The 20,839-nt window shown below is 39.8% G+C and carries 18 protein-coding genes, 1 tRNA gene and 1 other annotated feature; of the genes, 4 read left to right on the forward strand and 15 right to left on the reverse strand.

Annotated features, from left to right (window positions below):
• Positions 1-7: 7 nt before the first annotated feature.
• Positions 8-245, reverse strand: a binding site (T-box leader).
• A gap of 170 nt (positions 246-415) precedes the next feature.
• On the forward strand, positions 416-613 hold the full coding sequence (locus tag MLOOGBEN_RS05795) for a hypothetical protein (RefSeq protein ID WP_133367472.1): 198 nt from the start codon (positions 416-418) through the stop codon (positions 611-613).
• A gap of 18 nt (positions 614-631) precedes the next feature.
• On the opposite strand, the gene ysxE is transcribed toward MLOOGBEN_RS05795, so the two are convergent.
• The 8 genes from ysxE to hemA all read right to left on the reverse strand — a co-directional run bounded on the left by ysxE (position 632) and on the right by hemA (position 9,526).
• Positions 632-1,669, reverse strand: coding sequence for a spore coat protein YsxE (gene ysxE / locus MLOOGBEN_RS05800; protein ID WP_179157294.1), 1,038 nt, complete (start codon positions 1,667-1,669; stop codon positions 632-634).
• A gap of 84 nt (positions 1,670-1,753) precedes the next feature.
• A complete protein-coding gene (spoVID, locus tag MLOOGBEN_RS05805) occupies positions 1,754-2,848 on the reverse strand; it encodes a stage VI sporulation protein D (RefSeq protein ID WP_179157295.1) in 1,095 nt (364 codons plus the stop codon).
• 446 nt (positions 2,849-3,294) lie between these two features.
• On the reverse strand, positions 3,295-4,581 hold the full coding sequence (gene hemL / locus MLOOGBEN_RS05810) for a glutamate-1-semialdehyde 2,1-aminomutase (RefSeq protein WP_179157296.1): 1,287 nt from the start codon (positions 4,579-4,581) through the stop codon (positions 3,295-3,297).
• A gap of 30 nt (positions 4,582-4,611) precedes the next feature.
• The gene (gene hemB, locus MLOOGBEN_RS05815) at positions 4,612-5,589 is read right to left on the reverse strand and encodes a porphobilinogen synthase (RefSeq protein ID WP_179157297.1); all 978 of its coding nucleotides are present in this window, start codon (positions 5,587-5,589) and stop codon (positions 4,612-4,614) included.
• Between the two features lie 20 nt (positions 5,590-5,609).
• Positions 5,610-6,392 (reverse strand): uroporphyrinogen-III synthase, encoded by a 783-nt coding sequence (locus tag MLOOGBEN_RS05820; RefSeq protein WP_179157298.1) that lies wholly within the window; start codon positions 6,390-6,392, stop codon positions 5,610-5,612.
• Positions 6,386-7,324, reverse strand: coding sequence for a hydroxymethylbilane synthase (gene hemC / locus MLOOGBEN_RS05825; protein ID WP_179157299.1), 939 nt, complete (start codon positions 7,322-7,324; stop codon positions 6,386-6,388). Before hemC ends, MLOOGBEN_RS05820 begins: the two co-directional genes overlap by 7 nt.
• A gap of 15 nt (positions 7,325-7,339) precedes the next feature.
• Entirely contained in the window at positions 7,340-8,173 is an 834-nt protein-coding gene (locus tag MLOOGBEN_RS05830; protein WP_179157300.1) for a cytochrome C assembly family protein, read from the reverse strand.
• 12 nt (positions 8,174-8,185) lie between these two features.
• On the reverse strand, positions 8,186-9,526 hold the full coding sequence (hemA, locus tag MLOOGBEN_RS05835; protein ID WP_179157301.1) for a glutamyl-tRNA reductase: 1,341 nt from the start codon (positions 9,524-9,526) through the stop codon (positions 8,186-8,188).
• Between the two features lie 230 nt (positions 9,527-9,756).
• Here hemA and MLOOGBEN_RS05840 point away from each other — a divergent pair, with 230 nt between their 5' ends.
• A complete protein-coding gene (locus tag MLOOGBEN_RS05840) occupies positions 9,757-10,245 on the forward strand; it encodes a LiaI-LiaF-like domain-containing protein (RefSeq protein WP_179157302.1) in 489 nt (162 codons plus the stop codon).
• Between the two features lie 29 nt (positions 10,246-10,274).
• On the opposite strand, the gene yihA is transcribed toward MLOOGBEN_RS05840, so the two are convergent.
• From yihA to lonB, 3 genes are all read right to left on the reverse strand, one after another.
• Positions 10,275-10,856 (reverse strand): ribosome biogenesis GTP-binding protein YihA/YsxC, encoded by a 582-nt coding sequence (yihA, locus tag MLOOGBEN_RS05845; protein WP_179157303.1) that lies wholly within the window; start codon positions 10,854-10,856, stop codon positions 10,275-10,277.
• Positions 10,853-13,180 carry an endopeptidase La gene (lon, locus tag MLOOGBEN_RS05850; RefSeq protein ID WP_179157304.1) on the reverse strand — a complete coding sequence of 776 codons (2,328 nt, stop codon included), beginning with the start codon at positions 13,178-13,180 and terminating at the stop codon, positions 10,853-10,855. Before lon ends, yihA begins: the two co-directional genes overlap by 4 nt.
• A gap of 215 nt (positions 13,181-13,395) precedes the next feature.
• Complete coding sequence (lonB, locus tag MLOOGBEN_RS05855; protein WP_179157305.1) at positions 13,396-15,063, reverse strand: ATP-dependent protease LonB; 1,668 nt, start codon at positions 15,061-15,063, stop codon at positions 13,396-13,398.
• A 279-nt stretch (positions 15,064-15,342) separates the two neighbouring features.
• On the opposite strand from lonB, the gene yiaA reads away from it, so the two are divergent.
• Positions 15,343-15,816, forward strand: coding sequence for an inner membrane protein YiaA (yiaA, locus tag MLOOGBEN_RS05860; RefSeq protein WP_179157306.1), 474 nt, complete (start codon positions 15,343-15,345; stop codon positions 15,814-15,816).
• 129 nt (positions 15,817-15,945) lie between these two features.
• Here yiaA and clpX read toward each other — a convergent pair whose 3' ends face one another.
• From clpX to MLOOGBEN_RS05880, 4 genes are all read right to left on the reverse strand, one after another.
• On the reverse strand, positions 15,946-17,205 hold the full coding sequence (gene clpX / locus MLOOGBEN_RS05865) for an ATP-dependent protease ATP-binding subunit ClpX (protein ID WP_179157307.1): 1,260 nt from the start codon (positions 17,203-17,205) through the stop codon (positions 15,946-15,948).
• Between the two features lie 409 nt (positions 17,206-17,614).
• The gene (gene tig, locus MLOOGBEN_RS05870) at positions 17,615-18,892 is read right to left on the reverse strand and encodes a trigger factor (RefSeq protein WP_179157308.1); all 1,278 of its coding nucleotides are present in this window, start codon (positions 18,890-18,892) and stop codon (positions 17,615-17,617) included.
• Positions 18,893-19,042: 150 nt separating this feature from the next.
• The gene (locus tag MLOOGBEN_RS05875) at positions 19,043-20,071 is read right to left on the reverse strand and encodes a tetratricopeptide repeat protein (RefSeq protein ID WP_179157309.1); all 1,029 of its coding nucleotides are present in this window, start codon (positions 20,069-20,071) and stop codon (positions 19,043-19,045) included.
• A 234-nt stretch (positions 20,072-20,305) separates the two neighbouring features.
• Positions 20,306-20,382, reverse strand: a tRNA-Arg gene (locus MLOOGBEN_RS05880).
• A 276-nt stretch (positions 20,383-20,658) separates the two neighbouring features.
• Between MLOOGBEN_RS05880 and MLOOGBEN_RS05885 the strand changes: the two genes are divergently transcribed.
• Positions 20,659-20,839 (forward strand): hypothetical protein (locus MLOOGBEN_RS05885; RefSeq protein WP_179157310.1); only part of this gene is annotated, 181 nt, incomplete at its 3' end.

The raw sequence follows: 20,839 nt of genomic DNA on the forward strand, positions 1-20,839 counted from the left end.
TTCGTCATAAAAGGACGAATGGAGTTTGCTTCGCGGTACCACCTTTTTTCCAACCATAATGAAACTGGCTGGCTCTTAAATGGATAACGGATTTGATCCGTCCTCAACTAATAGGATTAGAAAATCCGTTCGCTGAAGAAGCTCGAGGGCGACCTTCCGAGTGTCTGCTTAGGAAACCTTCCAGCTAATGGCTTCCCTCTCTTTAAGCAGGTGAACATCGTACTCTTCCCTGTCTATGCTTATGTGTTTTTTATTATATTGTTATACTACCCAAAAAAGGTTCTAGACGTCAATAATGATAGCCAATTTTTTTATATTATATACCATTTTGCAAAAAACGTTAAGGAATTAGGAGAATTACCTATGTAGTAAGAATATACATAAAAGAAATGCCTTTTTGGAGAGGAAGGAAGTTATGAAGCGGAGGAAGTTCATCACCAAATACTCCTATACTCCCTGGTATCGAACCTGCAGGAGAGTATGTGAACAGCTGATTTTGCCGTTTACGATTTTTCAATTAATCCGGACGTTATTTATTCCTACAGTCTTTGATGTTTTATTACTAAGTATTTTTATTGCGATTGCCGTATCTATATATTTTGAAATTGTTTAAGAGCCCAAAAAGCAATCTTTACTGCTGCTGGGCTCCTTCTTTTGCCTGCCTCTCTTGTTCATCGAGTTCTGTCATTCTCATCACAACATACTCGGAATTCTTTAAATGCCAGTATTTGCGCTGCAGCATTCGCACAAATTTCAACTCATTTTTTGGCTGTTCTTTTTTATAATACCGTTCGACCACCTGGATAATCGGAATGGGATAAGCTAAATAGCTGAAGAAAAGAAGTTTTTCGTCAGTTTTAAAAGGAAAGTATTTAAAGTAATGGTACACCCACTCGATTGCCTCATCATTACGTGTTGGCTGAGTATTAAAGGAACGTGACAGGTATGGTAATAGATCATGAATCGGTGAGCCGTAACGGGCATTTTCAAAGTTAATAAAATATCCGTAACCCTTATCGTCGTAAAGGAAATGCTCGGATGATAATTTCCCATGGGTAATCACCATTCGTGCTTTTTCATCTTCCTTTGTCTTTTCATACCATTCTTCAAATTTTGTTTTTGAAAAACGAAGCGCCTGGCTTATTTCGTTATAGTACAAGCAAAACAAAAGTTCAAAAGGAGACATATAGGTCTTTTTTTCACATTCATCGATAAACCCGTCGAGAAGCTCCTGATTTTTATCGAGCAGCGCAATGGTTTTATCATAATGTTCTTCTCGTTCGTCTTTGTTCACATTGATTTCTTTTGCAGATAATGTGTGAAGCCTTGCTAATTCACGAAATAGCTGCAGGTGTTTATGAGTCCGGTCTTCCTTTATTTCATTGGACATCCAAGGCATTAGGTAATATAGGTTTTTATCATGGAGGACACCATATCTTCCGTCCATAGTAGGAAAAATGGGCACAATCCGATTGAAGCCCTTTTGGTAAAGAAGATGGACATGGCGAACAAAATCTGTCCCCGTAGTCGGAACGATTTTCTTCAATGCAAATGTCCCTTTATCGGAATAGATTTTTTTAATATTGCCGTGTTCCTCAACGAAATAGGGCTTTACTTGATAGTTTTTTAAAATGGGTATAAGTGGCTCCAGCTGGTTCGAATCACTCATCAGCATTCAACTGCCTTTCGCTCATGGAAAGTCCTTAAAAGGATGTGAGCAGGTTTTGAAACCCGCTCACACTTCTTTTGGTAATTATTTTTTTGCAAAGGAAACAGGTACATATAATACTTGACCCTCATATACATCTTGATTGAGTTCAAGATTATTGTACCGCAGCAGGTTTGGTACGGAAACGTCATAACGGTCGGAAAGACTGTCGAGCGTATCGCCCTTTTGAACTATACAAACTTTTAATCTAGCTTGATCTGAAGCTTCTTCCTTGCGGGCAAAGAACTCCGTTAATGTCATTGTTTTCTTCTTGGTATTTTTCTTTTTAGCTTGTTTTGGCGGTGCTTCTGGAGAGGATGAACTCTCTTCCATAACTGGCTCTTTTGGTTCTGCTGGGACTTCTATTTCTTGTTGAATTGGTTCCGCTGGAGCTTCTTCGACGATTTCCTCCATCTCATCGACTGGCTCACTTATTTCACTTCTGGCATGCTCAAAAACTAAAGGCCGCTGTGGCTCTTCTTCAAGCTCTTCTTCAGGCTCTTGATACGAAAAGGTTGGGAATTTCGGGAAAGCTTCAACCTTTTCTTCTTCTGGCTGCTTTCTTGCTTCAGCCTCAAACAGGAAAGTATCCACGAATTGATTCTCTTCTTGATGTGTTTCTTCTAGTTCTTGTACTCTTGGCACTTCTACCTGATACCGATGAAGTACTTCATACTCTTCCTCTTGCTCGACCACTTCTTCTTGCTGAGTGGAATCATACAAGCCGCTGATGGTCAGTTCTGCAGACAGTTTTAGGCAGCTGCGTTCCGGAATGGAATAGTCAAAGGACTCCACAATGACATCGATATCATAAATGCTCTGAATTCGATTGTTTGGAATGGTAATATCTACCGGAAAACGATGTGAAAATTCACAAAAGCCTTCCTCCTGTGGATCTACTCTTTCAACATACTTTTGGTTAGGGGCATTTTCTTCCTCTTCAACGGCACTTTCTTCGTCATTTCTATATTCGCCTGTTAATTCCAGCGAACCACGTATGGTTACGTATTGATCATTTTCCTGGATGGTAATATCCGGGTCTAGAGAAATCGACACAAGTTCAGCTACTTCCTGTCCCTTTCTAAACCACAAAGATTCCTCCAAGGAAAATCGCAGGCACGATTGATTCTCTTGAGACAAAGCGACTCCTCCTTTCGTTTCCTTTCACGCAAAATCACTATGTCACTTACACAATATGAACCAAAGCTTTTAAATATGATAAAAAAGCCTAGTGATGCGAAAAAGTTTAAGATATGGAGGGTTCTTTTGAATTGGTATGGGAGGAAATCCCGTGGAGTTTTGAGAACCGGCAAAAAATAAGCGGAGGTTTTCCGCCTAGATGCTGAATGGTGCTCGTTTCGGGGAAAATAGGCGGAGGTTTTCCGCTTAATCAAAGAAATATCTCCCATTTTCTAATTTATTGAGCCAATAGACGGAATTTCTCCGTCTATTTAAGCCACTTTTAGTAACATTTACTTATTAAGCGGAATTCTTCCGTCTATTTATCAGTTCGGATTTTAAGTGCAGATAGCTCAAAACCATAAAAAAACACTCACCTAATAGAAGATGAGTGCTTGAAAAAGGTATTATTTTAGTTTTGAAAAAGCAATTTCTACTGCTTTGATTGTATTTTCGATGTCCTCATCAGTATGTGCAGTTGATAGGAACAATCCTTCGAATTGAGATGGCGGCAGGAATACTCCTTGTTCAGCCATTTCACGGTAGTATGCAGCAAAATATTCTAGATTTGAGGATTTAGCTGTTTCATAGTTAATGACCTTTTCATTGGTAAAGAAGAAACCAATCATGGAACCAGCACGGTTAAAGGTTACAGGGATACTATATTTCTCTCCCGCAGCCGTAATCCCTTTTTCCAGCATATCACCCTTGCGTTTGAACTCTTCATAATGCTCTGGTGTTAATTGACTTAATGTCTCATAACCAGCTGTCATCGCAAGCGGGTTTCCAGAAAGTGTTCCTGCTTGATAGATCGGTCCTGCAGGAGCAATCTGACGCATGATTTCAGCTTTACCGCCGTAAGCACCAACTGGCAGCCCGCCGCCTATTACTTTTCCAAGACAAGTGATATCAGGCATGATATTGAAATAACCTTGAGCACAGTTATATCCAACACGGAAGCCTGTCATTACCTCATCAAAAATCAGCAATGCTCCGTTATCAGTCGTAATCTCACGCAGTCCTTCTAAGAACCCTGGAAGCGGCGGTACAAGTCCCATGTTACCGGCAACTGGTTCAACGATAATACAAGCAATGTCCTCGCCGAACTGTTCAAAAGCGTATTTAACACCTTCCAGGTCATTGTATGCCACTGTAATCGTGTTCTTAGCCACGCCTTCAGGTACGCCAGGGCTGTCTGGTAATCCAAGAGTCGCAACACCAGAACCTGCTTTAATCAATAAGGAATCACCATGTCCATGGTAACAGCCTTCAAATTTCAATATCTTGTTACGGCCAGTGTAGCCGCGCGCTAAGCGGAGCGCACTCATCGTCGCTTCTGTACCGGATGATACCATCCTTACCACTTCAATCGATGGCACACGTTCAATCACAAGCTTAGCCAGTTCATTTTCCATTAAGGTCGGTGCCCCGTAGCTAGTGCCAAGCTCAGCCACCTTTTTAATTCCCTCAACGACCCTGTCATTTGTATGGCCAAGGATTAGCGGTCCCCATGATAATACATAGTCAATATATTCATTGCCATCGATATCATAGATTTTTGAACCTTTTCCTCTTTCCATGAAAATCGGTTCCATATTGACTGATTTAAACGCACGTACCGGGCTGTTAACGCCGCCAGGCATCATGTTTTGAGCTTCTTTAAATGCTTCTACTGATTTTGTATATGAGCGCATTTTTTAGTTCCTCTTTTCGAGTTGTAGTTATTAGTCTTCTTTTAACCAACGGCATGCGTCTTTAGCTGCATAGGTAATGATAAGGTCTGCGCCTGCACGTTTGAATGCGATTAACATTTCCATAACCGTTTGTTTCTCGTCAATCCAGCCGTTTGCAGCAGCTGCTTTAATCATCGAATATTCACCGCTTACGTTATAGGCAACAACAGGAAGATTGTAGTTATTTTTCACATCACGAACGATATCAAGGTAAGGCATACCTGGTTTCACGATTAAGAAATCTGCCCCTTCTGCTACATCGGATTCAGCTTCCCTAAATGCCTCCATCCGGTTGGCAGGGTCCATTTGATAGGTTTTGCGGTCACCAAATTGTGGTGCACCTTCAGCAGCCTCACGGAAAGGTCCGTAAAAGGCAGAAGCATATTTAACGGCATAAGACATGATTGGAGTTTCCTTAAAACCAGCTTCATCTAATCCAGCGCGAATCGCTGCCACAAAGCCGTCCATCATATTCGATGGAGCAATAATATCAGCGCCTGCTTCGGCTTGAGCGATGGCTGTTTTTACCAATAACTCAAGGGATGGATCATTTAAGACTTTATCGCCTTCCACCATTCCACAATGTCCGTGGCTGGTATATTCGCACAAACAAGTGTCGGCAACTACAATCATTTCTGGGTAATGTTCTTTAATAAATCGAGTGGCTACTTGGATGATGCCGTGGTCATGAAATGCTTGTGTACCACATTCGTCTTTTGTAGTAGGAATCCCAAATAATAAAACGGATTTAATTCCGTGTGCAACGATATCATCCAGTTCAGCTTTTAGATTGTCCATTGATACTTGGAATACACCTGGCATAGAAGATACTTCTCTGCGGATGTTTTCACCTTCATAGATAAATAATGGATAGATGAAGTCCTCTGGTCGTAGGTGGTTTTCTCTTACTAGTGCACGCATGTTAGCGCTTGAACGTAATCGGCGATGACGTGAAAATTGAAGTTCCATTTGTATTTACCCCCAAAATTTTATTTTCTACTTCTTTCTAAAAACTCTATCGTGCTTTCAATCATTTCTTTGACCGTATATTCTTTTGGAGATACATGTACTGGCAGTCCAAAGGCACGTAGTTTTTTCTCTGTCACTGGACCAATACAGCTTATCACACATCTTTTAATATGACTCTCGAGTTGATGCTCCTTCACGACACTCATAAAGTGATTAACCGTGGAAGGGCTCGTAAACATTAAGATATCAATTTCGTCCTCGGCGAGCATTTTAGCCAGTTTCTCCTTGCTATCCTCTGGCATATATGTTTCGTAAATAACGATTTCCTCGACTAGGACACCATGGTTACTGAGCGATGCAGAGATATACTCCCGAGCCAGATTTCCCTTTGGAATCAGCACTTTAGATCCACTAGGAACGATTGGTAAAAACTCGTCTGTAAATACCTCCGTCACATAAGCAGATGGAACAAACTCCGCTTTTAATCCTTTTTCCTGCAATACCTCTTCCGTTTTTTTGCCTATCACAGCAATTTTCGGAAAGGTTTTATACTCTTCCTTTTTATAAAAGGAGAAGAAGGTTTCGACAGTGACATTGCTCGTAAAAATAATCCAGTCATATGTATCAATCTCGTTTATAGCATGCTGCAGCTGCTGTGTGATTTCAATAGGACGAAATGCAATAAGAGGGATTTCGATTGAAATCCCTCCATACTTTTCGACAAGTTGTGAAAAGGATTTTGCCTGGCCTGCTCCGCGAGGAACCAGGACCTTTTTGTCTACCAAACCTAAGGGTTTTAGCATTGACCTTCGAGCTCCCGTTTAACCCGATCAATCAGGTCCTTAGCTCCTTTTTCGATTAATAGGTCAGCTGCTTGAATACCTAGCTCTTCTGGGTTCGTACCTCTTAACTCCTCTTTGAAGATTTCTTTACCTTCTGGCGAACCAACTAGAACTGTTAGAGCGATTTCATCATTATCAGCGGCAGTGGCGAATCCAGCAATCGGCACCTGACAGCCGCCTTCCATTTTATGAAGGAAAGCACGTTCCGCTTTAACGGCTCTTTCTGTTTTTTTACACGTGAATTTTTCAAACAGTTCAAGAAGCTCTTTATCATCTTCGCGGCATTCAATCGATAATGCCCCTTGACCAACGGCAGGTACACAAATGTCTGCATCGATAAATTCCGTTACCGTGTCCGTTGTCCAGCCAAGACGAGAAAGTCCTGCTGCAGCCAGGATGATAGCGTCATATTCTTCATCTTGAAGCTTTTGTAATCTCGTATCAACATTTCCGCGAATCCATTTAATTTCTAAATCTGGACGTTCTGCTAAAATCTGAGCGCTCCGGCGAAGACTGCTCGTCCCGATAATCGCACCTGGCTTTAAATCCTTTAATTTAACATGGTCTCTGGAAATCAAGGCATCACGGTGGTCCTCACGGAAAGGAATACAGCCGATTGTAAGTCCCTCTGGAAGAATGGCTGGCATGTCCTTCATACTATGTACGGCCATATCAATTTCTTTATCCATCATGGCTTGCTCAATTTCCTTAACAAACAAACCTTTTCCGCCGACTTTTGAAAGGGTTACATCTTGAATCTTATCCCCTTTTGTCACAATTTCTTTTACTTCAAATTCAAAAGGTCCTCCGAGCTTTTTAAGCTGTTCAATCACCCAATTTGTCTGTGTTAGTGCCAATTTGCTGCGTCTAGACCCTACGATAATTTTTCTCATGACTTCCTCCTACGATTATGAGTACCAAAAGTGAAATGATGATAATTGACCAAATAAGAAAAAGTTAATTAATACAACTAAAAAAGACCCGGCGTTCCAAAGGGCTAATTGTCTGCCTGACATATTTTTAACAATACGCAGGTACAAATAGATACTGTAGCCTGTTAACAAAAGAAATGACCCAATTATTTTCATATCGTACCACGGCATTCCTGGAACCTTTAAAAAGGCCCATTGCAAGCCAAGGATTAAACTTAATAACAACATGGGAACCCCAATAACTACTAAAATATATGAGGATCGCTCCAGCTTGCTTAAATCTGCTAGTCTCAAAAGTCTTGTGCCCCACTTTTTCCTTTTCAACAAATCATATTGAATGAGATAGAGAAGCGATAGGACAAAGGACAAGGAGAATGCCCCATAAGATAGAATGGCCATTGTAATATGTATAAGCAGGAGCTCGGACATAAGCTGGTTGCTTATGACATGCGAATCATATTTAATCGGTGCAAATGTATGAATCGCGATAACAATAAAGCCAAGTATATTCGTAAAAAAGACGATAAAATCGACCTTAAGCAGCCGATTTATTCCAAGCGACAGGGTTACCAATACCCAGGCATAAAAATATAAGCCCTCAAAGATCGTTAACGCTGGAAATCTCCCTGTTTTTAACATATAGGAAGTTAAGAAAATCGTTTGTAAAACCCATACAAACGCAAGTAACCAGAAGGCGATTCGGTTTGCCTTCCGGTTATGGTGAATGAAATCGAAAAAATATAACAACACACTGAAGGCATATAGGACTACTGTCAATTCATGCAGCCGCGTCATATAGAAGTCAAACATAATTAGTACCTCTTATGACTGAAAGGAAGCCTGCGGTACATGAACCAATGCTTCTTTGGTTTCGGCTGCTTTCGTTTGTTTTTCAACAAGCTCTTCAATCCTGAATATTTTCATAAATAATTCCAATGCCTCATCAGCATCTGGACGAGCAGCCAATTCTTTTGCTTGTAAAATAGGATCTTTTAATAGCTGGTTGATAATACTCTTTGTATGTTTATTTAAGACTTTTCGATCACGATCTGATAAATTAGGAAGCTTGCGTTCAATACTTACCATTGTTTCAGCTTGAATGGCAAGTGCCTTATCTCTAAGAGCCGAGATAACAGGTACTACACCCAAAAGTCCAAGCCATTGCTTGAAATCAACAATTTCCTTTTCAATCATCAGCATGATGACTTGAGCCGCTTTCTTACGCTCCTGAAGGTTTGCCTCAACAATTCCTTCTAAATCATCGATATCATATAAAAATACACTTTCAAGCTCAGCTATTCTTGGATCCAAGTCACGTGGTACGGCAATATCAACCATAAATAATGGCTTACCCTTACGCTTTTTCTCGACCCTTTCCATCATTGTTTTGGTAATAACAAAGTCCTTTGCACCTGTAGAGCTGATGAGGATATCTGCATCAACCAATGATTTTTGTAGTTCTTCAAGAGTTTTAGCCTCGCCGGCAAATCGGTTTGCCAGAACTTTCGCTTTTTCATACGTACGATTAATCACGGTAACTTTCCTAACTCCATTACCATGAAGATTTTGGGCTGCCAGCTCGCCCATTTTGCCTGCACCAAAAATTAAAACATGCTTATTCTCAAGTGAACCGAAGATTTTCTTTGCTAGCTCCACTGCAGCATAGCTGACAGAGACTGCATTTGCGCCAATATCCGTTTCAGCATGTCCACGCTTCGCAAGAGTAATCGCCTGTTTAAATAGTTGGTTGAATACTGTACCCGTGGTTCCTAGTTCTTGAGCTAACATAAAGCTCGTACGAACCTGCCCCAAAATTTGAGTTTCCCCTAAAACCATTGAATGAAGACCGCATGCTACCTTAAATAAATGCTCAATGGCACCATCTTCCTCATAAACAAATAGAAAAGGTGAAAACTCAGATTGTTCAATTCCGAACCATTCAGATAAAAATTCTTTAATATAATAGCGGCCAGTATGCAGCTGATCTACAACCGCATAAATTTCTGTGCGATTGCAAGTGGATACGATTATATTTTCAAGAATGCTTTTTTTTGTGTTTAATTTTTTTATCGCATCTCCAAGGTCGGATTCGTTAAATGTCAACCGCTCACGGATTTCCACAGGGGCAGTTTTATAGTTTAAACCTATCACTACAATATGCATTTTGTTACCACACCCCCAATAAGTAATACAAGAACTACTAATACATTATTAACTAGTCTGATTATAACACGGGTTTTTTCAACATTTACCCGAAAAATGTGAACAGAAAACGAAACATTATGTTACTATATATAGGAAAAAAGTTAAGTAATAAATAAAAATATCATCTTATGTACAGTACCAAAAAAAAGAAAGTTATTCAAGTATACCTTACTGAAAGTGGTGTTAAAATGAAGAATCAGCGCATTTTCCCTGGAATCATTCTTATTGGCTTTGGTGCCTATCTTTTCCTACAACAGTCTGGATTTACTGCTTTACAGACATTGTATTCATGGCCTACTCTTCTTATTATCGTAGGCGTCGCTTTTTTAGGACAGGGATATTCTGCAAAGGATCATGAAGCAATTCTGCCAGGAGTCATCATTGCAGGCTTCGGTCTTCATTATCATATTGCCGGCAAAATTTTAATTTGGCCGAATAACACCATTGGGATGCTTGTATTGTTTATATCCATTGGCTTCTTTCTTCGTTTTCAAAAGACAAATAATGGCTTGTTTCAAGCCTTTCTCTTTCTAGTATTGGCATTATTGTTATTATTTTACGACAAAGTTGCTGAATATCTCGGATTCCTTCAAAATGGCCTAAGTTTTGTATGGAAATTTTGGCCTGCCATTATTATTCTGGTAGGAATTTATTTTCTTTTTAGGAAGAAAAAATAAACGTCAGGCTGCTGAGCCTGACGTTTTTCTTACATATAACTTTGCAAAATGGACCATGCTTTATCCTTACCTTCACCAGTTTCCGATGAGAATAGAACGATTTGGTCATTTTCATCTATATCGAGCGTTTCTTTTGTAACCTTTAAATACTTCTGCCATTTCCCTCTAGGAATTTTATCTGCTTTTGTCGCGATGATAACGCAGGGAATATCATAATGCTTCAGAAAATTATACATCATAATATCATCCTGTGTGGGCGGGTGGCGTAAGTCGACGATTAAAACTGCCGCTCTTAATTGCTCACGAGAGGTAAAATATGTTTCAATCATTTTCCCCCATGCTGCCCGCTCTGATTTGGATACCTTAGCATATCCATAACCAGGGACATCGACAAAATGGAGAATTTCATTAATAAGGTAAAAGTTCAGCGTTTGAGTTTTACCCGGTTTAGAAGAAATTCTTGCTAAGCCTTTTCGGTTAAGCATTTTATTGATAAAGGAAGACTTACCTACATTAGAGCGTCCTGCTAAGGCAAATTCTGGCAAGTCTGTTTCTGGGTACTGCGCTGGCCTTACGGCACTGATGACGATATCGGAACTAACTACTTTCATTGCAATCCACCTTCTACGAGTGCATGCCTTAAGACTTCATCGACATGCGAAACAAGCACAAACTCTATTTCATTTCTAACACTTTCTGGGATGTCATCGATATCCATTTCATTATCCTTCGGAAGGATGACCTTTGTTAAACCTGCTCTATGCGCACTGAGCGTTTTCTCTTTTAATCCGCCAATTGGAAGCACGCGTCCTCTAAGGGTAATTTCTCCTGTCATTCCTACTTCACGGCGAATCGCTCTGCCAGTAAGTGCCGAAACAAGAGCTGTCGCCATTGTGATTCCTGCTGATGGACCATCCTTCGGTACAGCACCTTCTGGAACATGAATGTGAACATCATATTTTTCATGAAAATCTTCTTCAATGCCAAGCTCACCGGCTTTAGAACGGATATAACTAAAAGCAGCCTGAGCTGATTCTTTCATAACGTCCCCGAGTTTTCCGGTTAACACAAGTCTTCCTTTACCAGGAGATAAAGAAACTTCAATTTGCAGTGTATCTCCACCGACAGTCGTATAAGCTAGACCGGTGGCAACCCCGACTTGATCTTCTGTCTCCGCTTGACCATAGCGGAACTTTGGTTTGCCTAGGAAATCCTCAACATTCTTTTCCGTAACGATGACTCGCTTTTTCTCACCTGAAACCACAATTTTGGCTGTCTTCCGGCAGATGGTGGCCATTTGCCGTTCAAGGCTTCGGACCCCAGCTTCACGGGTATAATACCTGACTGCCTTCAGAATCGCATCATCGCGTACTTGAAGGATTCCTTTTGTAAGCCCATTTTCTTTAATTTGCTTCGGCAGCAAATGATCTCTTGTGATATGAACTTTTTCGATTTCCGTATAACCAGCAATGGTGATAATTTCCATTCTGTCTAATAGCGGACCTGGAATCGTTGACAGGTTATTAGCAGTTGCTATAAACATGACTTTGGAAAGGTCGTATGTCTCTTCAATATAATGATCACTAAAATTATGGTTTTGTTCCGGATCCAATACCTCAAGCATGGCAGAGGATGGATCGCCTCGGAAGTCACTTGACATCTTATCAATCTCATCTAATAAAAAGACAGGATTAATCGTGCCAGCCTTTTTCATTCCCTGAATAATCCGGCCAGGCATCGCTCCAACATAGGTTCTTCGATGACCGCGAATTTCAGACTCATCACGCACTCCGCCAAGGGACACACGGACAAAATTACGATTTAATGAATTGGCAATCGAGCGTGCTAAGCTTGTTTTACCTACTCCTGGGGGTCCAGCTAGACAAAGGATTGGACCTTTTAAAGAATTCGTCAGTTTTTGAACAGATAAAAACTCCAAGACACGTTCCTTTACTTTTTCAAGTCCAAAATGGTCCTGATTGAGAATTTTTTCGGCACGAAGAATATCAATATCATCATCTGTCTTCTTCGACCACGGAATCGTAATCAGCCATTCAATATAGTTTCGAATCACAGCACTTTCTGCTGAGCTTGATGGCACTTTTTCATAGCGGTCAAGTTCTTTTAATGCAGTCTTCTGTACATGCTCAGGCATGCCCGCTTTGTTTATTTTTTCCGTGAGTTCGGCGATTTCACCCGTTTTTCCTTCTTTATCGCCTAATTCCTTCTGAATGGCCTTCATTTGCTCACGCAGGTAATATTCCTTTTGCGTTCTTTCCATGGAACGTTTCACACGCTGACCAATCTTTTTTTCAAGATTCAGCACTTCTTTTTCATTCTGAATCGTATCGATAACCATATTCATACGTTCTTTTACATCAATCGTTTCGAGTATTTCTTGTTTTTCCTTCAGCTTGATTGGCAAATGGGAAGAGATAATATCTGCCATTCTTCCTGGTTCTTCAATATCTACAACTGAGGCATAGGTTTCTGCTGAGATTTTTTTAGATAACTTTATGTATTGCTCGAAATACTCAAGCATTGTTCTCATTAAAGCCTGGTCTTCAACATCCTTTGTTGTAGACTCCTCATATGTCACAATGCTGACAGCATAATATTCTTCCTCATCATGAAAGGATTCAATTTTTGCTCTGTTCAGCCCCTCAACCAAAACCCTGATGGTACCATTCGGGAGCTTTAGCATTTGTTTAACCTTCGTTAACGTCCCAATTTGGTATAAATCCTCTTCAGAAGGATCGTCTATTGCAATATCCTTTTGAGTGGTTAAAAAAATTAAATGGTCATCTACCATCGCTTTTTCAAGAGCCTCAACCGATCTTTCACGTCCAACATCTAAATGAAGGACCATAGTCGGATATACAAGCAACCCTCGAAGCGGCAGGAGGGGGACGATCAATTCTCTATCTTTCGCCATTAAATTGCACCTCCACATGCATAAATCAATCTTTCCCGCTTTAATAGCAGAAATCGTCTTTGTACAATTCTATCTCATTTGCAAATATGTGTCTAATATTACGAAAGCAACAGATATCTGTTTGTCAATATAATTAATTTTCCCCAAGAAAGAGGATTTCTTTCGTTCTTTCCTGATAAAAAACACTTCGGTTAGGACAACCGAAGTGTTATCTGTTAAATCGATTCTTTTTTAGAAAGTTCTATGGATGCTGGTATAACCTCTTTATGTGCGAGATTGCTGACGAGTGCAATGTCAAAAACTTCACTTAAATGGGTAACAGGAACAATTCTGATTCCCTTTATTTCATTTAATATCGATTGCATATTTTCTTCTGGGATAATAACGGTTGTTGCTCCCGCTTTTTGAGCTGCTTTTACCTTAGGATATACCCCGCCGATTGGCTTCACATTGCCATGAATACTTATTTCTCCCGTCATCGCTACTTTGTTATCAATTGGGGTTTTGTAGATGGCAGAATAAATTCCCGTTGCCATTGCTATACCTGCTGATGGACCGTCAATTGGAACCCCGCCTGGGAAATTAACATGAATATCAAAATCCCCTGCTGGAACACCCATTGACCGCAGGACGGTAATCACATTTTCAATCGATCCGCGTGCCATACTTTTTCGGCGGATGGATTTCCCCTGCCCGCCAATGCTTTCTTCATCAACGATTCCGGTAATATTTATGGTTCCTTTATCTTTCGCTGGGATAACCGTTACCTCGATTTCAAGCAGAGCCCCTGTATTTGGACCGTAGACAGCTAGTCCATTTACCAGACCAATCCTGGAATCGTCGTTGATTTTTCTTTCCATTCTAGGTGACAGTTGACTAGAGTGAGCGACCCATTCTAAATCTTCGTCTTTGATAAATTCGCGTTCATCAGTAATCGCCAGCCCTGCAGAAATTTGAATCATATTAACGGCTTCACGACCATTTCTTGCATATGTAGATAATATCTCTAATCCAGCTTCACTAATGTCTAGTTTCACTTTTTCAGCCGCTTTTTTTCCAACTTGAATGATTTCTTCCTGTGTTAAATCTCTAAAAAACACTTCCATACAGCGAGAACGAATCGCTGGCGGTATTTCACTTGGAGTCCTTGTTGTTGCACCAATTAAGCGAAAGTCTGCCGGCAGTCCATTTTTAAAAATATCATGGATATGAGTAGGAATTTGGTTATTTTCCTCATGATAATAGGCACTTTCAAGAAAAACCTTCCGATCCTCAAGTACCTTTAAGAGCTTGTTCATTTGAATCGGATGCAGCTCGCCAATCTCATCAATAAACAGTACTCCACCATGGGCATTCGTTACGGCACCTTGCTTCGGCTGGGGAATTCCCGCCTGGCCCATCGCACCTGCTCCCTGATAAATCGGATCATGAACAGACCCAATTAGGGGATCGGCTATTCCCCTTTCATCAAATCTGGCAGTCGTTGCGTCCAATTCAATAAATACTGAGTTTTGTTTGAATGGTGATTTTTGAACTTTTTTGGCTTCTTCTAAAACTAAACGAGCGGCAGCTGTTTTCCCTACCCCGGGCGGTCCATATATAATCACATGCTGAGGATTTGGACCACATAATGCTGCTTTTAGTGACTTTATACCATCCTCTTGTCCAACAATATCTTCAAAGCTTGTAGGGCGTACTTTTTCAGCTAATGGTTCTGTTAATGAAATTGATCTCATTTTTCGAAGCTGTTCCATTTCCTTACGGGATTCCCGATCAATGGAAACCTTTTGTGTCCGCTGGTTCCTTAGCAAATTCCAGAAATACAGCCCAATAATAATTCCAAAAAACAGCTGTATAAATAAGGCAATCCCCGTCCAACTCATAATTTTCCCTCCTGCTACAAGTATACTCAATAGATATTAATAAGTATTTCCTGCATAGAGGTGGAATAAACCACTATTTGTAAGAAACTGTTTAGAATGGAAGGTATATTTTACATAAAAAAGACTAAGCAATATTCGCAGAATGGAAATTCCAATTGGAAAATAAGGAAAAATTTATCTATTCTTTGTGGGAAAATTCTATATAATAGATTTAGGTGGAGCACTCCCATGTATCGGGGCTCCATTTTTATTAGATAAAAAGATGGGGGCGAACATGCAATGTCTAATGAAAATGAGGTTTTATTAGATAAAGGAAAACAAAATGATTCAAGAAAAATAAAAGTAGAAAGGAAAGAGGGAGAACCGACTCCAGCTTTCATAGGGGCTTCTTGGGCAGCGCTATTAATAGGTGTTTCGGCTTATTTCATAGGTTTGTTTAATGCAGCGATGCAATTGAACGAAAAAGGTTATTACTTTGCAGTTTTAATTTTTGGACTTTATGCAGCGGTATCTTTACAAAAAGCAGTACGAGATAAAGAAGAGGGAATACCGGTTACCAATATTTATTATGGTATTAGTTGGTTGGCAATTATTGTCTCTATTTCATTAATGGGTATCGGTTTATACAATGCAGGAAGTATCGATCTAAGCGAAAAAGGTTTTTATGGCATGTCATTTGTACTTAGTTTATTTGCAGCGATAACGGTTCAAAAAAATATTAGAGATACACAGCGGGCAAGAGAAAGAAATTAGTTTTTCTTAAGACGACAGTGATTTGTCGTCTTTTTTCGATAAAAATGCGCAACAAAAAAGCAGAGATAACTCAATTTCGAATTATCTCTGCCTAGCAGCTTTTATCTATATGTCCATATGTTACTTTGATTAAGCAGATTTCTCTTCTGCTACAACGGTTCCGTCCTCTAGGACAAGCTTCGGAAGACTATTGTCGATCACCGTATCTTTGGTAATGATACATTTCTGGATATCATCACGAGAAGGCAGATCAAACATAACATCCAGCATGATTCCTTCAATAATAGAACGTAGTCCGCGGGCACCTGTTTTGCGCTCAATCGCCTTCTTCGCGATTTCGCTTAGTGCGCCTTCCTCAAATTCCAATTCTACTTCATCGATTTCAAGCATTTTTTGATATTGCTTAACTAATGCATTCTTAGGCTTCGTTAAGATTTCAATTAATGCTGACTCATCTAACTGCTCAAGACTTGCAATAACAGGCAGACGGCCGATGAATTCAGGAATTAAACCGAAGCGGAGTAAGTCCTCAGGTAATACTTTAGAAAGAAGCTCTTTCTGCGTAATATCCACCTGCTTAATGTCCGAACCAAAACCAATCACCTTTTGGCCTAAACGGCGCTTAATAATCGGTTCGATGCCATCAAATGCTCCACCGCAAATAAATAAAATATTGGTTGTATCGATTTGAATAAATTCTTGGTGTGGATGTTTACGTCCGCCTTGAGGTGGAACGCTCGCAACCGTACCTTCTAGAATTTTCAACAATGCTTGCTGTACACCTTCACCAGACACATCTCTCGTGATCGAAGGATTTTCTGATTTACGGGCAATTTTATCAATTTCATCAATATAAATAATACCCTTTTCAGCCTTTTCCACATCGTAATCAGCAGCTTGAATCAATTTTAAAAGAATATTTTCAACATCTTCCCCAACATAACCAGCTTCGGTTAGAGACGTTGCATCCGCAATCGCGAACGGCACATTCAGAATACGTGCCAATGTCTGAGCCAATAAAGTTTTACCACTTCCAGTTGGTCCAATCATAGCAATATTACTCTTAGAGAGCTCAACGTCATCAATCTTACTATTAGAATTGATACGCTTGTAATGATTGTAAACTGCAACCGATAGCGATTTCTTAGCTTGATCCTGACCAATAACGTAATCATCAAGAATCTCACAAATTTCTTTTGGCTTAGGAACATCCTTGAATTCTACTTCCTCTTCTGTTCCAAGCTCTTCTTCAACGATTTCTGTGCAAAGCTCGATACACTCGTCACATATATAAACACCTGGTCCGGCGACCAATTTACGAACTTGGTCTTGTGTCTTTCCACAGAATGAACACTTTAATTGGCCTTTTTCATCATTAAATTTAAACAATTCTTTCACCCCTTGAGAACGTGTTATAACCCTATTTAAAGTTGCGTAACACAAACAAAAATCCGCTATTTTTCGAAACTATTCAGTGGTATGTATTGCATTGTAACACATGGACCTAGCGGACTGGTAATAAAAAGCTTTTCAACTATGTTTTTTATGGAAGCGCATTTTTGTTTGGACACCCTTTAAATGATTCCTATGTACCCATTAAGCATAACCATTTTTTAATAAAATCAATCTTTCTTGAAGCGTGTTTTACTTAATTCGATATGTAATACTGTTTTTCCTGCATATGATATTTGTTCTTCTTGCTTGTTAAAAAGGTTTCCCTGTCTTTATTATAATATGTAATTGAAAAAATGTATAAAAACAGGCACGATATAATCGTGCCATGTTTTTACAATTATTATTATTTTTTATTTTCGATTAAGAATTCAACTGCTTTTTGCTTTTGAAGATCGCCTTTGATACCTTCAAGGCCGCCAAGTGCTTGCTTAATGTTATCAACTGTCATGTTGTACATGCCAGCCATTTTTTCAAGCTCAGCATTAACATCTTCGTCAGATGCTTCAATGTTCTCAGCTTTTGCAATTGCTTCAAGAGTCAAACCAACGCGAACGCGGTTTACAGCTTCTTCTTTCATTTGCTCACGTAAAGCATTTTCATCTTGACCTGAGAATTGGAAGTAAAGCTCAAGGTTCATTCCTTGCATTTGTAAACGCTGCTCGAATTCTTGAAGCATACGGTTTACTTCGTTTGTAACCATAACTTCTGGAACTTCAACCTGTGCATTTTCAGCAGCTTTTTCAACTAAAGAATCACGTAGGTTGTGCTCAGCTTCGTGCTTCTTGCTATCTTCTAAACGAGTTTTAATTTTTTCTTTTAATGCATCTAATGTTTCAACTTCGTCATCCACATCTTTAGCAAACTCGTCATCTAATGCAGGAAGTTCTTTTCCTTTAATTTCATGAAGAGTTACTTTGAATACTGCTGGCTTACCTGCAAGTTCAGCTGCATGGTACTCTTCAGGGAAAGATACTTCTACGTCTTTAGATTCGCCCGTAGCCAATCCTACTAACTGCTCTTCAAATCCTGGAATGAATGATCCAGAACCTAATTCAAGTGAATGATTTTCAGCTTTTCCGCCTTCGAATGCTTCACCATCAACGAATCCTTCAAAATCAAGAACAACAGTATCGCCAAGTTCAGCAGTACCTTCTTCTTTCACTACAAGCTCAGCTTGACGGCTTTGAAGAGTTTCTAATTCTTTTGCTACATCTTCGTCTGTTACAGTTGTGTCGAACTCTTCTACTTCTAATCCTTTGTACTCGCCTAATGTTACTTCAGGCTTAACTTGTACAGTCGCTTTGAAGATAAGATCTTTCCCTTTTTCCATTTGCTCGATATCGATATCAGGACGGTCGATTGGGTCGATGCCTGCTTCGTCAATCGCATTACCGTATGCTTCTGGAAGAAGAATATCTAATGCATCTTGATAAAGTGATTCTACACCAAAACGCTTTTCAAACATTGGACGAGGCATTTTTCCTTTACGGAAGCCAGGTACATTTACTGTTTTAACAACTTTATTAAAAGCTGCAGTTAAGCCTTCATTTACTTTTTCAGCGCTTACTTCAACAGTAAGGACACCAGTGTTTCCTTCTAATTTTTCCCATTTTACTGTCATACTATTTCCCTCCAACAATCTATTATCATTTCATTCGTAACGAAATTGACAGGATAATGAATTCATCCTCTTTTTTTATGTAAAAGATAGTTTTTACACAAAGCAACCCTTACATTATAACACAGGATTTTTTTCTTTCAACAGAGTTACCTATATATTGGGATAAGAAATTTCTTCTAATTCTCTTATTTTTACGAGTGCCTGCTCTATTTTTTCTGGTGTAATCTCGTATTCATTTGATAGATCCCTTAAATCCGAATCCATTCCGATATAATCAAGCACTAGTAAGTGAAAAGCACCTGCCCAGGCTGAAGCATCTTCAGGTGTGAACTCAAATGGATAGCTGATGAAAAAAATCCGTTCTACCATTCCTTTAATATTTTCAAAAAGATAGGGGTTACTATTTTCCAATCTTTTTTCTAGCAGCTTTTCTATTTCTTTCATTCTTGGCTGCGATTGGATGTCTGGAAGTTCTGCAGGTACAACACTTTGATCCTCACTAAACTTTTTAACCATAATTTTCTTATCGTATTCCTGTTCTTTTAATAGGGACAGCAGCATGGTTTTTAAAAAAGGATGGCCAGAGTCTGAGTTAAGATAATCTTTGATTTCGTCCATGTATGGACGAATATTCTTTTCCGCCAAACTGGAAATCGCAAGCATTTGCTCATTTAGACTTTTTAGTGATGAAAGTTTGAGTTCTTTTGGATTATTATCTTCTTTTGGTTCTTCAATCGGATCCTGATGACTGTCATTATCTGCCATTCGTCTACTAAATTGCAGGATGGTCAGGAAATGATCATGCCTTTCTGGCGGGATCTCTTTTTCGTCAAAGAGGGCTTCAATTGTCGAGACAATTTCCTCGTATTCGTGCAGCTGTATTAAAATGGTCAGGTACAAATCAACCATATGAAAATAGTCGCCAATTCCTTTTAGCAGCATTTCGTTCGCCAGTTCCCTGGCTTTTGTATAAGCTCCCGCTTCAAAGTATGCGAGCACGAGACCTATTAAAATATCACTATTTTCTGCGTCATGCTCCCTTGCCTCCTCAAGCAGGGTGATAGCTTCTTGATACCTCTTACATTGCAGGCTCTCAAGGCCCTTATCCGTTAATCTCTTTTCGAGTCCGGGAAGGAATATGATATTGTCTTTTCGTTTCGCTCGTTCCCGTTTTTTCATATGTATACCGTCCTCTGCATAAAAAGCGTCAGCGACTTGATAGGGGCGACCAGTGCTGGAGGTCCTGCTGGTGAAGTCAGTTCTATGACTTCATTAGCAGGACCTAAGCGACTCGAGCCCCTAGGCGCTAAAGCTAGACATATTCTATATGGAAATTAGTTTAGCATGAAATTTACTAAAAACAAAAAAACTCACCTTCTGCAGGTGAGTAATAAGTTTTGGTATGTAGTTAAATGGCGTCCCAGGAGAGATTCGAACTCCCGACCGTACGCTTAGAAGGCGTATGCTCTATCCGGCTGAGCTACTGGGACGTATTAGTATTTCAAAGACAAGATTTATTATATAATCCATATAATAAAAAGTCAACACTATTTGATAAAGTTTTTTTGATTAAAAAAAAACTTAGGCTAACCGCCCAGATATACTAGTTTTTCCATTAATATAACCTAAGGTTAATCATAAAAAAATGGACTGGAGTGACCATATGGCTTTCAGAAAATGCATTTGGGGCATTCCAGGCAACCTGGAGTGACCGATGTCCTTTCAGAAATTGCATTTGGGACAATGCAGATAGTCTGGAGTGACCGATGTCCTTTCAGAAATTGCATTTGGGGCATTCCAGGCAGCCTGGAGTGACCGATGTCCTTTCAGAAATTGCATTTGGGGCATTCCAGGCAGCCTGGAGTGACCGTGTCCTTTCAGAAATTGCATTTGGGGCATTCCAGGCAGCCTGGAGTGACCGATGTCCTTTCAGAAATTGCATTTGGG

Origin of the sequence: Bacillus sp. EB106-08-02-XG196 (assembly GCF_013396335.1) — a bacterium.
In the GTDB taxonomy this organism is placed as follows: Bacteria; Bacillota; Bacilli; order Bacillales; family Cytobacillaceae; genus Neobacillus.